Here is a 14,997-nt window from a genome sequence, read left to right as displayed (position 1 = left end):
CTTAAATATAAACCCAAAAAAAGGGCCTTGCGGCCCTTTGAGTTAAATAACGAAAGGGAGAGTTATTTATTAAAAACGGTACTCTGCGCCTACATAGTAGTACGCGCCGTTAAAGCCAAAAGGTGCTGAACGACGAGAGTATTCAAACACACCGTTACTACTTACAACGGTATTGCCGTTAGCATCTACAATTGTGCCTGTACGAGAGTTGCCAATTTCATTTTTGTCTGGGTATATATCAAACAAGTTGTTAGCGCCCACATTCACAGATAGGTTTTCGTTAATGAAGTAATTAACTTTTACGTCTGTTAATATTTCGGCACCGTAAGTTTGACGACCACCGTCTTCAACTGTGTATTCACCAAAGCGATTAAGCGACAGATTAACGGTCCAATCTTCGTTTTGGTAAAGCGCGCTTAGGTTAATACGATCTTCTGGTTGCCACTCTTCAATAATCGAAATTTCTTGATCTGAAAACACACTTTCTACCGGCACAGTTTCAAGACCTGAGCCAGAAGGTGTGAATAACGAAACAACTTCAGTTTCTGTAAAGTTTGCAGCAAGGGTAAAATCAAGTGTGCCGCCAAACCCTTCAGTGTTATATGTTGCAACAAAATCTATACCGCTGGTTTCAGTGTCTGCGCCGTTTAAGAAAAACTGACCAGCACCTGCACCAGAGCTAACAAGCGCTGCGTCTAAACTAGTAGACAGCCCTTTACCTAAACGGTTACTAATAACAATTCGGTCATCAATGTCGATTGAGTAGTAATCTACCGTTACGTTAATGCTGTCTGTTACGTTATACACAATACCCAAGCTACGGTTTTGAGACTTTTCTTCTTTAAGTTTTGGAATACCTAAACTTTGCGCCAGTGTTGAATCGTTTCTAAACGTGCCCACCTCTTCGGCTACTAATGTACCATTTGGACCTACAACAAACTGTGTGCTGATGTTGTTAAAGTAAAGCTGTTGCATAGATGGCGCTCTAAAGCCTGAGCTTAATGCGCCACGTAATGAAATATCGTCTGTAATTGCCCAGTTACCTGCTAACTTAAAGTTAACCGTATCACCAAAGCCTTTGTAGTTATCGTAACGAAGTGCGCCAGATAAAATAACGTCTTCAATAACATATGCTTCAGCGTCTAAGTAAAACGAAATTACATCGCGTGACTCATCTACTGAAGATGCAGGTGATGAACCACCAAAGCCTTGCGTACCACCAGAGGCATTTTCGCTGCCAACACCGCCGCTTAAACCGCTGTAAATACTTACGCCATTATTTGTATCGTAATCACGATATGCATACTCATTACCGGCTAAAATACGATACTCATCAGTACGCATCTCTGCACCCATCGCAAGTGAGTAGTCATCAAAGTTTTTAGTGAAATCTAAATTAATTGTTTGTAGCGATAGTTCCATACCGTATGCGTATGCTTCGCGCGGGATAGTAGTACGAATATCAGCAGCGCTTAAACCTTGTTCGTAACGCAAAAAGTTAGCGTATGACGCATTAATTGTATCGCTTGTTGTGTAGTCGATGCTGTTTTCACCGTACGTGTACGATAAATCAAGGCTTGAATCGTTATCAAACTCTGTTTTGTAACCAAAGTTATAAGAAATATCATCAATGGTAGTGTTGATTTTTGGTAAGAAACCAAGTGGGATTGTTGCGTCGCCATCTTGCAATACTGGATTACCACCCGCATTAGCATTATGACGGAAAAATGCGGCTGATTCGTTATCACGTGTTGAATACGTAATAAAACCATATAATTCGCCATCACCTAACTCGTAGCCAGTATTTACCGTTAAGCCAAACTGTTGTGAATCAGCGTCACCGATTCTAAATGTGTTACGATCAGCTGTTAATTCACGCGGATCGCCGGCCAACAACGTACCATCGCTAAGTTCTTCACAGCCGTAAAACTGACATGAACCATGCAAACCTGCACGATTAGTTGGCGCACGGTCACGGTAGTTAATCGTTGTGTTTAAGTAACCATTGTCACCCAGTGCAAACCCTTTGTTGAAGTCAACGTTAACTGTTTCGCCGTCACCTTCAGAGTATTCACCATAGTTAATGGCTGCTTTGCCACCTTCACTACCATCTTTTAATACAATGTTGATAACACCAGCAATTGCATCAGACCCATATTGAGCAGCCGCACCGTCGCGAAGTACTTCAATACGCTTAATAGCAGATGCCGGTATAGCATTCATATCGGTACCGGCAGTACCACGACCAACCGATGTATTAATATGGATAATACTAGCTTGATGACGACGTTTACCGTTGATCAACACCAATGTTTGATCGGGACCTAAACCACGTAATGTTGCAGGTCTTAATGCATCGGTACCGTCGCTAATAGATGAACTTGAAAAGTTAAATGAAGGCGCAATAGCTTGTAGCATACGACCCACTTCAGTTTGTCCTGTATTTTCAAGTGCTTCAGCACTTAAAATATCGACCGGAACGGGTAAATCTTCAACCGAACGCCCTGCTACACGGCTACCGACAATTGCAATTTTTTCGATTTTGTCTTGAGCAACGTCTTCTGCTGCATTTACACCTTGAGAATTTACCGCCAGTAATGCCGGTAATACTGCTGCACTGACTGCTGAAAGCTTCATCATGTTGTTATCATTCCTGTTGATTTGTTTGAGTTTTATACTCAGTAATCCATTTTGATCAACAACCGCATCGAGCTCAGTCCCCACCAATAATGCCTCCAGCGCATCTAGTTGGGTATAGAATCCATAGACAGAATTTGCTTCATACTCTTTAGCTAACTCGTATGAAAACACCACGGTTTGCTTGGTTTGTTTAGCAAATTCAATTAAGGCTTTGTCTGCTCGCTGCGCTTTTATATCAAATTGCACCATTTGCCCGGTAGTTTGACTTGCGGCTTGCACATTTAGGCTAAACATAGCTGGTGCAAGCACACATAAACCACTCAATAAATGCAATTGGTTACTGCGCACCGTATATAAACAGCTGGCAAACAAAAATCCTCTATGGTTTTGTTTCTTTTTTTTAATCTTTTTTTTACGTGCAGGATTTAAAGATGCAACTTTATCTAACATATGTCTGATTTGCATAGCTGCTTCTTATGATTTTGTATTTTGCGTAAGCGTAACTGTGTGTTTACCTTGGCGTTCATGATTAATAGAAAAGTTAGTGTGTAAACTTTCTAGCAACCCAGCCACATCACCTGCTTTGAAAACACCCGCTACTTTAATAGACGCAAGTTCTTCAGACGATAATTTAAAACGTGTAGAAGTATAACGGCTCACTTCGTTTAAGGCATCGCTAAGCGGCTCACCATTAAAAACAAGCATGCCATTTTGCCATGCTAAGTCACGTTCAACATCATCAATAGAGAGCTGGGTAATTGGCTTGGTGATGCTTTGTTCTATAACTGCTTTTTCGCCAGATGTAACTATATTGGCGTTAATTTGGCGAATTTTATCTGCGTTTTTGTCAGCTGACTGGTAGGCTTTAAAGTCACTGGCATCCACCGCCACACTCGGATCGGTGATCATGACTTTGCCTTCGGTTACCACCAGTTCTAAATCTGAAGATGTATTACGCTGAACATTAAACACAGTACCCAATGCTGTAAAACTCTTATTGCCAGCCATTACACTAAATGGACGAGATGCATCTTTAGCAACGTTAAAACGCCCTTCTCCTCTATTGAGCAATAGCTGTCTGCGGCCTTTGCTATAGGCAACTTCTAATAAACTATTGGTATTTAACTGCACAATAGTGCCGTCGGGTAATGCGTAGGTTGCTTGCTCGCCAACTTTAGTTTTATAAATTTTAGTGTAATTAACTTTTGCTAATTGTTGGCTGTAACCATTTTCTAAGTTGATTAATAGATAACTACATACCATAAGTGCTGCAAATAAACTGGCTGCAATAGACGTTGAAACCAGCCATCTTTTTTTGGGTTGTTTACTATTACGATGAGGGAATAAATTACTGAGCTCGTTTAAAACAGATATTTCATCCCATAAGTGGGCTAGCTCGTAAAGTGCATCTTGGTGGGCGTTGCTCTGCATCATCCACAATGTAAACTGCTCTTTTTCATCTTTTGATAAGCCACGGTCAATGGCGCTGATCCAATTACAAGCTGTTTCTAATATTAAATCTTTTGAAGTAAATTGATGGACATTGCTCATTTTGCAACCCTCTTTACTGTTAACGGATGAAGAGAATTGTCGTGCTTAGTTTTTGCCACTTGGCTTTGATCGTGTTCGCGCATGTAAAGCATGGTTTTTAATAACCCTTTAGCAATGTGTTTTTCAACAGTACTCTGACTAAGCTGCATCTCGCTTGCGATCTCTTTTTGGCTCATGCCATATACTTTTTTAAGTATAAAACATTTACGGGTTGATGGGCTTAACTGCTCTGTTGCTTTACAAAACAGTAAAAAACGTTCTTTTGACGTGTATTCATCTTCGAGCTGCATTGACTTTAGCAACACAGGTAATTCACTGTCGTCGTCTAGCGAATCATTAAATTTGTTGTCCCACTTAGCAACATGGTTTAATGCTAAATGTTTAGCGGTTTTTAACATGTAACTACGGGTATATTGAATATCTTGTTTTAAATCAGCCTCGTAGCTTTTTATAAATGTTTCTTGCACAATGTCATCTACATCATCGGGCTGTACTATCCGTGAAACAAAGCGTTTAAGTTGGCTTGAAATATCAACAAATGTTGACGCAAATTTATTCTTTTTGGTCATCTTTAGTAAACACCTGTTGTTATTATTGTTAGCGTAAGATTACGAGTTTTGAATATAAAAAACTAGTTAAATGTAAATTTTTAGTTGTATAAATGTCATATTTTTTTATTAGGAGAATTAATGGGTAAAATTTTAGACTATATCCGACTGAGTTTTTTTGCTTGCGGGCTACTTTTAGGCGTACAAATACCCGCGTTTGTGAGTGATTTTGGCCAAGCATTAAACGCACAATTAGTGGAGGCAAATAATGCAATAGCGCCTTTTCAAAAAGACGCTAAAAAATACTTTAATAACGACCTTGCTAAGTTAATAAAGCACTATGAAAATTTAGGCGATGAAATTGTGGGAGAAGGTGCCAATCATATTCAAACTCTCAACCAGCGTCAGCAAACTTTGGCGAGGGCTGTTGATGAATTTTCAAACTCGCCTTATCTGTTTACACTGCGTAGCGAGCTTCACACTATAAAACAGCAAGTATGGCAACGTTTTGAAGGGCAAATAATTTTAAAAACAGACTCAATTACCGCAGCAATTATCACCGCAATAATCATTGCGTTTATTGCAGAGCTTACAGGCTTTTTGTTTATGGTTTTAATTAAACGCGTTTATCTGCGATTAATCAGTGCGTGCAAATAACGATTTCATAAAGTCAAAAAACACATCTGTTTTTCGGGTTGTTAAGCTATTCTGTGGCCGTAAAAACCATACAGGGGCATCGCTTTGTGCAAGTACGTTAGGCATCACCTCTACTAATGTGCCATTTTTTAGCTCATCGTTTATTGCAAGCCTAGACTTTATAGCAATGCCGTGGCCCGCAATGGCAGCTTGCGTCATGTTGTCTGAATTTGAAATGGTAAAGCGCGTTTGTGCATTAAACGTGTGAATTTTTTGTTGGGCATCATAAAGCTTTAATTGGCGTTGCCATGGCAGACAGACCCAAAAATGTTTTTCTAACTCTGAGATGGTTGTTGGCATTGAATGCTTTTTTATATAACTAGGCGCAGCACATAATACACGACTGTTATTGACTATTTTACGAGAAAGCAAACCTGAATCATTTAATTGCCCTACACGAATAGCGACATCTTGCGCATCATCAACTACGTTTACAAACTGATCGGTTATTAAAAAGTCTAGTTTTAGATCTGGAAAAGCATGCTCAAATTCATTAAGCCTAGGCATTACATATTTAGAGAAAACCCAAGGTGGCATGGTTACTCTTAATAACCCACTTACCGATGAACTACGTGCGCCAATACTGTGCTCTGCATCACGTAATGCTTCAATTATGGCACCTATGCGGGTGTAAAATACTTCTCCCGCGGGTGATAAACGCACTCTTCTGCTATCTCTAAACACAAGCACTGTAGCGAGCTCTCGCTCTAATTTACTTAAGCGATGACTGACTGTTGCAGGTGATAAACGCTGTTCACGAGCGGCTGCCAGTACCCCTTTATTTTCAACCACGGCAATAAACGTTTCTAGGTCACTTAAACTGTACATAAAAACCCACAATGTCTTTTCAATGTTTAATATTTTCGAATGAAGCTTTCAGTTTTGCAATGTTTATTTAAATATTTAAAACCATATACTTTTGACCAAGTTTAATAATTGATGAGACTAAGCCATGAGTTTAAAGGCACAAATAGATGCATTTAATGTTCAAAAAGAAGCTAATTTACCCGCAGACGTTTTAGCACTAATGAATACAACAAACGAAGAATTAATTGCTCAGCACATACGAAATAACGCCTTACAGGTTGGCGATAAAATAGAAAACTTTATTTTGGCAAACCACCTAGGCAAAGATATAGAATTGGCCGATTTATTAGATAAAGGCCCTGTGGTTGTTAGTTTTTACCGTGGCGCATGGTGCCCATATTGTAATTTAGAGTTAAAAGCACTGAACGATTTTTTACCTCAGTTTAAAACTAAGAGCGCTCAATTGGTGGCAATTTCTCCTCAACTACCAGATCAAACCTTAACGACTGCCCAAAAAAATGAGCTAGAGTTTGATGTGCTCTCAGATATTGGTAATAAGGTTGCACAGCAATTTGGCTTATTATTTACACTCGATAAACGTATTCAAGAATTATACACCGGGTTTGGTATTGATTTTGAACACACTTACGGCGATAAAACATACCAACTTCCCCTACCTGCCACTTACGTGATTAACCAAGAAGGTGTAATCACTTATGCATTTTTAAACGAAGATTACACACTTCGCGCTGAACCAAGTGATGTAATGACCGCACTTGATGGAGAAAATAAATAATGCCTTTATTAAAATCATTAAAGCTAATAAGTCTTACACTTGCCCTTGGCGCAAGCTTATTGAGTAGCTCAGTGAACGCTGAAGAAAGTAAAGAAAAACCAAAAGTACTTATTTTTGATGTAAACGAGACCCTGCTTGACCTAACAAGTATGCGCGCCTCGATTGGTAAAGCGCTGGGTGGCAGAGAAGATTTACTGCCTCTTTGGTTTTCAACCATGTTACATAACTCGTTAGTAGATACAGTGACCGGTGATTATCACGATTTTGGCCAAATTGGTGTGGCTTCGCTTGCTATGGTGGCAAATAATAACAATATTAAAATTACCAACGAGCAAGCTAAAACGGCCATTGTTACACCGCTTTTATCATTACCTCCACATAGCGATGTGAAAGACGGACTGGCAAAACTAAAAGCGCAGGGCTATAAGTTAGTAAGCTTAACTAATTCGTCAAATAAAGGCGTTAAAACTCAATTTGAAAACGCTGGTTTATTGTCATATTTTGACGCGCGTTACAGCATTGAAGATATAAAAATATATAAACCTGATTTACGTGCCTACGAATGGGTACTTAAAAAGTTAAACGTCGCGCCCAACGAGGCTATGATGATTGCTGCACATGGTTGGGATGTAGCGGGCGCTAAACAAGCGGGTTTGCAAACAACTTTTATTGCACGCCCAGGTAAAGCGTTATATCCGCTTGCGAAAAAACCTGATCACGTTGTGAAAGATTTACATGAATTAGCCGCTCTACTTAAATAACGAGCGCAAATTATAAAATCAATACCCAAGCGGCCATTCTCAGGAAGAGTTTGACCGCTTTTTTATTGCTAAAAACCGCGTGTAAACAATGTATTTAGCCCTTTTAACTGCTAGCAATTTACCCCTCACAACGCTACTATTTAAAATAACACGTCGTGGAGATAATTATGAATAGTCAAAGATTAAGCGAGTTTGAAGAGTATTTTCAAATAAACGAGAGCATTAGGGTTAATTTGTTTCCTGTATCTAATGAACAAGTACCTAAATCTCAGCTAGCACTTGACGATGATATCCCGCCTCTTTTTAGATTAGCTAATGAAGTGAGTGAGCTTGAACAAAGCTCGTTACGTCCACTTCGAAACTTAGGCGATGTAGCCCAAGAGCTTGCTGCATTTTTGCAGGCACAATCGCGAAAAATAGATTTAATTATGAGCCATATTTTGGCCTCAGAACAAGCGCAAGAAAATGCTATACACTGCGATAGCTATGGCGGCGGAGGTATTAAGTTTACGTCGTCTGATGTGTATTCTATTGGCCAATCGTTTAGGACAAAACTTTTTTTGCATCATGAGGCATCGGCTGTTTACTGCTACACTGAAGTGGTTGCCATAGAAAAACAAGATAACGACCACTACCAATACACAGTGCTTTTTACGTCTATAAGAAACACTGATCAAGAATTAATAGTAAGAGCAAGTTTACATGCGCAAACGCGCCAACTAAAAAAACGCCAAGAACTAGAGCAACCATTAGACGATTCAAGCTCTGAATAATTGGTTTTACAATACAGTTTATATGGCAAAGCAAACCTATTTTTCAAGTGACTTGGAAGTAGCACAACTGCTAAACTAGCGATATCTCTATTTGTATAAAAATGCCATGAACTTTAGACTTTTACCTGAATGGGCTGAGCAAGACGCTGTAATGCTAACTTGGCCACATAAACATACCGATTGGGCCGATAATCTAGCCCGTGTTGAGCCTGTCTATGTTGAGCTTGCAAAGCATATAACACACTACCAATTTTTAGTTGTTGTTGCTCACGACGAAGCCTTAAAAGCACATATCACTGCACTACTTAACCAAGCCAATATTAATTTAGAGCGTGTTCATTTTGTTGTAACACCCACTAATGACACCTGGGCGCGCGATCATGGCCCACTAACATGTGCAAATATTAATGATGAGACCAAATTAAAGGTCTATGATTTTACATTTAATGGTTGGGGCAACAAATTTGAAAGCGCACTCGACAACCAAATTAATAAAGCGGTTGTTGAACAGCTAAGCCATGCAAACAATGATTACCAAGCCCTAGATATGGTGCTTGAAGGTGGCGGTATTGAGATAAACGAGCACGGCGTATTGCTAACAACAAGCGAATGTTTGCTTAACAAAAACCGTAACCCTGACTTATCGAGCCAAGACATAGAAGCCTTATTAAAAACGCATTTAGGTGCCACCAATTTTTTATGGGTCGATCACGGTTATTTAGCTGGCGACGATACCGACAGCCACATTGATACCCTAGTACGATTTGCACCAAACAATACGCTTGTATATGTACAATGTGATGATGAAAATGACGAGCATTTCACCGCACTAAAAGCAATGGAAAACCAATTAAAAAGCTTTAAAACGGCAGGTAACACCCCATATAATTTAATTGAACTACCGTGGCCTAAGGCAGCGTATGACGATGAAAACTCACGCTTACCTGCAACCTATGCCAATTACTTAATTATTAACAATGCAGTGCTTGTGCCTACATACAACGATATAAACGACGACCGTGCATTAGCACAGGTTCAAATAGCGTATCCGCAGCACACTATTATTGGCGTGAATTGCCAGCCTATAATTGAGCAATTTGGTAGCCTTCACTGTATTACAATGCAATTACCGCGTGGATTTTTAGCTGGAGCAGCACAATGACAAGCCCTGCAAAATTAACCGTTGCTTTAGTGCAACAAAGCAACAACAATAACGCCGATGAAAACATGGCTAAATCAATAAAAGCCATTCGTGAAGCTGCTCAAAAAGGGGCTCAGCTTGTTGTTTTACAAGAGCTTCATCGTAGCCTTTATTTTTGCCAAACCGAAGACGTTGATGTCTTTGACCTGGCAGAAACCATACCTGGGCCAAGCAGTAACACCTTAGGTGAACTCGCTAAAGAGCTCAATATTGTTATTGTGGCGTCACTGTTTGAGAAGCGCGCAACAGGCTTGTACCATAATACTGCAGTGGTGCTTGAAAAAGACGGAAGTATTGCAGGTAAATATCGCAAAATGCACATACCTGATGACCCTGGTTTTTACGAAAAGTTTTACTTTACTCCAGGCGACTTGGGCTTTGAGCCTATTCAAACATCGGTCGGTAAATTAGGCGTGTTGGTATGCTGGGATCAGTGGTTTCCAGAAGCCGCGCGTTTGATGGCTATGGCTGGTGCTGAGCTATTAATTTACCCAACCGCTATTGGCTGGGATCCCAATGACGACCAAAATGAACAAACACGCCAAAAAGATGCATGGGTTATTAGTCAACGTGCCCATGCGGTCGCAAATGGAGTACCGGTGATTAGCTGTAATCGTGTTGGCCACGAGAGCGACCCAAGCGGACATAGCAGCGGCATTCAATTTTGGGGTAACTCTTTTATTGCGGGTCCTCAGGGTGAGTTTTTAGCGCAAGCTAACAACATCGATGAACAAATATTAGTGGTAGAAGTTGATCAAAAACGCTCAGAAAACGTAAGACGTATCTGGCCGTTTTTGCGTGATCGCCGAATTGATCACTACAACGACCTTACAAAAATATACCGCGACTAACTTAAAGAATGGCTCTTACCTGTTAAGGGCCAATCAAATGGAGTAATAAATGGCGTTTGAGCAATGGGCAGCCTTGCCTTGGGTAAAATCTCAAAAAGATAAAATTCAGTGGGGGCAGCTAAGCGGAAGTGGTTTAAGTATTGCCATTGCCGAAGGTGTTAAACAGCAAGAGAACTTAGTATTAATTGTTACACCCGACACCCCCAGCGCGCTGCGCCTTGAAACAGAGCTAGAATATTTATTACCTAATAATCCGGTAATGGTATTTCCTGATTGGGAAACCTTGCCTTACGATCATTTTTCTCCTCATCAAGATATTATTTCTGCGCGTTTAGCTACATTAAATACCCTAAAAAAAGAACAGCAAAGCGTATTAATTGTGCCTGTGTCTACGCTTATGCTGCGAACCGCTCCGGCCTCGTTTATTTATGGTTCGACAATAAACTTTAAAGTAGGCGATAAACTCGACACACATAATTTTAGGCAAAACTTAGAGCAAGCCGGTTACCTAAACGTGCAACAAGTTATGGAACATGGTGAGTACGCAATTCGTGGCTCAATCGTCGATTTATACCCTATGGGTAGTCCGCATCCATTTAGGCTCGACTTTTTTGATGACGAATTAGACACCATTCGTCTATTTGATGTGGAAACGCAGCGCTCTGATGAAAAAGTAGATAAAATTGAACTGCTACCAGCGCATGAATTTCCAACAAATGAGTCAGATATTGAGCGTTTCAGGATTGGTTACCGTGAAAAATTTGGTGCAAGTTCAGAGCAAGACTCTGTTTACATGCAAGTTAGTAAAGGAAACTGGCCAGCTGGTATTGAATACTACATGCCGTTATTTTTTGAAAGCCTAGCCACTATTTTTGACTACCTGCCTGATAATACCACCGTTATGCAATTGGGCGATTTAGAACACGCTGCGGATAATTTTTGGCACGATGTTAATGTTCGCTACGAAAACCGTAAAGTGGACCCTCTGCGCCCACTACTTGAACCAAATGCCTTATACCAGCCTATTGAAGAGCTGTTTTCTAACTTAGGGCAATTTGCGCGTATTCGTTTATCGCTTGCCAAACTGGGTACAAAAGCGGGTAATAAAAATTTATCCGTATGTGAATTACCTGCAATAAGAATAGATCATAAACAACACGAGCCCTATGCGGCGTTTATAGACTACGTTACAGCACAAAAGAAGAAAAAAAGTCGCATATTACTAAGCGTTGAGTCGGATGGTCGACGTGAATCTTTACTCAATATTTTAAAACCCAGCGGTTTAAAGTTTAAAGAGTTTGATACCTTTGAACAATTTACCCAAAGCGATAGTGATGTAGGCTTAATTGTAAGTCCGCTTGAACAAAGCGTTGTGCTTGGCTCTAAACCTTCATTATCAATTATTACCGAACAAGAGCTGCTAGGTATTAAAGTCTCGCAGCGCAGACGCCGTAAACATAAGTACGAAGCAAGCCAAGACGCCCTAATTCGTAACTTAGCCGAGCTTAAAGAAGGTCAGCCTGTTGTGCATCTTGACCACGGTGTTGGCCGCTATCAAGGTTTACAAACTATTGATGCAGCAGGTGTAATTACAGAATTTGTGACCATAATATACGCCGGTGAGTCTAAATTGTATGTGCCTGTGTCGGCACTACATATGCTTAGCCGTTACTCAGGCGGCGAAGAAAGCAGTGCACCACTGCATAAGCTCGGCTCTGATGCATGGGAAAAGGCAAAAAAACGTGCTGCAGAAAAAGTCCGTGATGTAGCCGCAGAGTTACTTGATATATACGCACAGCGCCAAGCTAAACCAGGCAATAAATTTACCCTAGACGGACAAGCCTATCGCCAGTTTAGTGAAAGCTTTCCGTTTGAAGAAACCGACGACCAGCGTAATGCAATTGAAGCAGTATTAGGCGACATGCAATCAAAACAAGCGATGGATCGTTTAGTGTGTGGTGATGTAGGCTTTGGTAAAACCGAGGTCGCCATGCGTGCAGCTTTTGTTGCTGTTAACGATGGTAAACAAGTTGCCATTTTAGTGCCCACTACCCTGCTTGCGCAGCAACACTATGAGAATTTTAAAGACCGTTTTGCTGACTTTCCTATCGAAGTGGGTGTGCTTTCTCGTTTTAATTCAACCAAAGAGCAAAAAGACACGCTAGAAAATATGGCGAATGGCAAGCTAGACATTGTTATTGGTACCCACAAACTTATTCAGCAAGACATTAAATTTAACGATTTAGGGCTACTCATCGTAGATGAAGAGCATCGATTTGGGGTACGCCAAAAAGAAAAAATTAAAGCGCTACGTGCAGATGTCGATATTTTAACGCTTACCGCAACACCTATTCCTCGAACGCTCAATATGGCAATGAGTGGCATGCGCGACTTATCTATTATTGCTACACCACCGGCCAAACGCTTGGCGGTTAAAACATTTGTTCGCCAACGTGATGTGGAGCTTATTCGCGAAGCCATTTTGCGTGAAATTAAACGTGGTGGCCAAGTGTACTTTTTGCACAATAACGTTGAAACAATTGAACGCGTGGCGCAAGAATTAAGTGAATGGGTACCTGAAGCAAATGTAATTACCGCTCATGGGCAAATGCGCGAGCAAGAGCTTGAGCAAATAATGACCCAATTTTATCACCAAAAATACAATGTAATTGTGTGTACAACCATTATCGAAACCGGTATTGACGTACCCACAGCAAATACCATTATTATGGATAGAGCCGACAAACTAGGCTTAGCACAATTACACCAATTGCGTGGTCGTGTAGGCCGAAGCCACCATCAGGCATATGCCTATTTGCTCACAGGCGACCCTAAAGCATTATCAAAAGATGCCAGCAAACGTCTACAAGCAATTGAATCATTGGAAGATTTAGGCGCTGGTTTTGCACTTGCTACACACGATTTAGAAATTCGTGGTGCAGGTGAGTTATTGGGTGACGATCAATCTGGGCAAATGCAAACTATTGGCTTTAGCTTGTATATGGAAATGCTTGAGCAAGCAGTAAATGCACTGCGTGAAGGTAAAGAACCTACTCTTGAAAACCTCTTACAAAAACAAACCGAAGTTGACTTAAAACTGCCTGCATTACTGCCTGATGATTATATACATGACGTAAATGCACGATTAGGTATGTACAAGCGTGTAGCTAGTTGTGCTAACCTAGGCGACATTGATGAGTTACAGGTAGAACTAATAGACCGATTTGGTTTATTACCTGATGCAGCTAAAAACTTATTTAGTTTGCAACAACTTAAAATGCAAGCCAGTAATTTAGGGATAACAAAAATAGAGGCAAACCCTAAAGGCGGCTACTTTGAATTTAGCCAAAATACCAAGGTTAATCCTAGCTTCATTATTGGGCTGATACAAAGTGCACCGCATATTTATAAAATGGAAGGCGCAAATAAATTGCGCTTCGCGATTAGTGAGGCAAATGCCCGCGAACGCTTAAAAATGGTCACTGCTATGATTGCAGATTTCGAAAAAAAGGTTAGCCATTAATGTTGCTAAAAAAATCGCTGGTAGTTTTATGTTGCTTATTTAGCAGCACTGCAGTTGCAGAGCGTTGGTTTGAAGCTGAGGTGCTGATATTTAAACAGCGCCCTGCCCCCTATTTACAAGAAGACTTTAGTTTAAAACACGAGGCTATTGAAGATAAAAACACGCTGGATTTATTAACGCCACTTTATACCGAGCAAGCCATGCAAGCCTGTATTGATGGCGATACACGTTTTCAAAAGCGCTCATTTACGGATTCGCTCGTTAACGACAATCCACGCTCGGGTGTTTGCGATGCAAGCACCGACTATGTTCAAAGTTACGATACATTGCCTGTTACACCTGTGGCGCCGGCACTTGATACCATGGAGCAACCCTACTTACTTGCTCCAGAGCAATTACAATTTAAAACGCAGTTTGAGCAACTAGACCGTAAAGGCTTAACGCCTATTTTACATACTGGATGGCGTTTTGAAGCAAAAAGTAAATCACGTGCGCCAAGCATGCACTTATTTGCCGGTGAGCTTATCAAAACACGCGTTTTTGATGTGCCGCGCTATTCAAATCCAGACTTTGTTAGTTTACTAGAGCCCCAGCCTAGCTTATTTAACGACCCCGATGAATCAACTAGTAAATGGGAATTAGAAGGGTTATTTAAAATTCACTTGCGTCACTATTTATTTATCACTGCAGATTTTGATATTAGCCAAAAACTACAAAGTGGTGATGTAGAGTCATCACGGTTTTCACAATTTAAACGTGTAATAAGTGGTGAAATTCATTACTTTGACCACCCTCGCATGGGCATGATTGTCCAAATTAGAAAATTTAAACATTAATACTTAATAGGATA

Annotated in this window: 12 protein-coding genes; 8 read left to right on the top strand and 4 right to left on the bottom strand. The window is 40.5% G+C overall.

Annotation, left to right across the window (positions count from 1 at the left end; translation table 11 throughout):
* Positions 1 to 69 precede the first annotated feature (69 nt).
* Genes R0J88_RS00320 through R0J88_RS00310 form a run of 3 tightly spaced genes read right to left on the bottom strand, consistent with a single transcriptional unit; the run spans position 70 to position 4,760 of the window.
* Positions 70 to 3,105, bottom strand: coding sequence for a TonB-dependent receptor plug domain-containing protein (locus tag R0J88_RS00320; RefSeq protein ID WP_410898712.1), 3,036 nt, complete (start codon positions 3,103 to 3,105; stop codon positions 70 to 72).
* A 9-nt stretch (positions 3,106 to 3,114) separates the two neighbouring features.
* Positions 3,115 to 4,191 (bottom strand): FecR family protein, encoded by a 1,077-nt coding sequence (locus R0J88_RS00315; RefSeq protein ID WP_277054577.1) that lies wholly within the window; start codon positions 4,189 to 4,191, stop codon positions 3,115 to 3,117.
* Entirely contained in the window at positions 4,188 to 4,760 is a 573-nt protein-coding gene (locus R0J88_RS00310; RefSeq protein ID WP_006794666.1) for an RNA polymerase sigma factor, read from the bottom strand. Before R0J88_RS00310 ends, R0J88_RS00315 begins: the two co-directional genes overlap by 4 nt.
* A gap of 120 nt (positions 4,761 to 4,880) precedes the next feature.
* Here R0J88_RS00310 and R0J88_RS00305 point away from each other — a divergent pair, with 120 nt between their 5' ends.
* Complete coding sequence (locus R0J88_RS00305; protein ID WP_006794667.1) at positions 4,881 to 5,396, top strand: DUF2937 family protein; 516 nt, start codon at positions 4,881 to 4,883, stop codon at positions 5,394 to 5,396.
* Here R0J88_RS00305 and R0J88_RS00300 read toward each other — a convergent pair.
* Positions 5,376 to 6,263, bottom strand: a complete 888-nt coding sequence (locus tag R0J88_RS00300; RefSeq protein ID WP_006794668.1) for a LysR family transcriptional regulator — start codon at positions 6,261 to 6,263, stop codon at positions 5,376 to 5,378. The genes R0J88_RS00305 and R0J88_RS00300 overlap by 21 nt on opposite strands.
* Positions 6,264 to 6,387: 124 nt before the next feature.
* Between R0J88_RS00300 and R0J88_RS00295 the strand changes: the two genes are divergently transcribed.
* From R0J88_RS00295 to R0J88_RS00265, 7 genes are all read left to right on the top strand, one after another.
* The gene (locus R0J88_RS00295; protein ID WP_410898711.1) at positions 6,388 to 7,038 is read left to right on the top strand and encodes a peroxiredoxin-like family protein; all 651 of its coding nucleotides are present in this window, start codon (positions 6,388 to 6,390) and stop codon (positions 7,036 to 7,038) included.
* Complete coding sequence (locus R0J88_RS00290) at positions 7,038 to 7,799, top strand: haloacid dehalogenase type II (RefSeq protein ID WP_008126386.1); 762 nt, start codon at positions 7,038 to 7,040, stop codon at positions 7,797 to 7,799. Before R0J88_RS00295 ends, R0J88_RS00290 begins: the two co-directional genes overlap by 1 nt.
* Positions 7,800 to 7,966: 167 nt before the next feature.
* On the top strand, positions 7,967 to 8,572 hold the full coding sequence (locus R0J88_RS00285; protein WP_410898710.1) for a PilZ domain-containing protein: 606 nt from the start codon (positions 7,967 to 7,969) through the stop codon (positions 8,570 to 8,572).
* A 106-nt stretch (positions 8,573 to 8,678) separates the two neighbouring features.
* Entirely contained in the window at positions 8,679 to 9,734 is a 1,056-nt protein-coding gene (locus R0J88_RS00280; RefSeq protein ID WP_410898709.1) for an agmatine/peptidylarginine deiminase, read from the top strand.
* Positions 9,731 to 10,624: a carbon-nitrogen hydrolase gene (locus R0J88_RS00275; RefSeq protein ID WP_410898708.1), complete on the top strand. Its 894-nt coding sequence runs from the start codon at positions 9,731 to 9,733 to the stop codon at positions 10,622 to 10,624. Before R0J88_RS00280 ends, R0J88_RS00275 begins: the two co-directional genes overlap by 4 nt.
* A 49-nt stretch (positions 10,625 to 10,673) precedes the next feature.
* Positions 10,674 to 14,147 carry a transcription-repair coupling factor gene (gene mfd / locus R0J88_RS00270; protein WP_006794674.1) on the top strand — a complete coding sequence of 1,158 codons (3,474 nt, stop codon included), beginning with the start codon at positions 10,674 to 10,676 and terminating at the stop codon, positions 14,145 to 14,147.
* On the top strand, positions 14,147 to 14,983 hold the full coding sequence (locus tag R0J88_RS00265) for a peptidoglycan binding protein CsiV (RefSeq protein ID WP_058429101.1): 837 nt from the start codon (positions 14,147 to 14,149) through the stop codon (positions 14,981 to 14,983). The genes mfd and R0J88_RS00265 overlap by 1 nt, the downstream gene beginning before the upstream one ends.
* Positions 14,984 to 14,997: the final 14 nt, after the last annotated feature.

The sequence above is a fragment of the Pseudoalteromonas sp. SIMBA_162 genome (assembly GCF_046535955.1).
GTDB classification, from domain to species: domain Bacteria; phylum Pseudomonadota; class Gammaproteobacteria; order Enterobacterales; family Alteromonadaceae; genus Pseudoalteromonas; species Pseudoalteromonas marina.
Note: the sequence above shows the minus strand (reverse complement) of the source record. Positions and strands in the feature narration are given on the sequence as shown.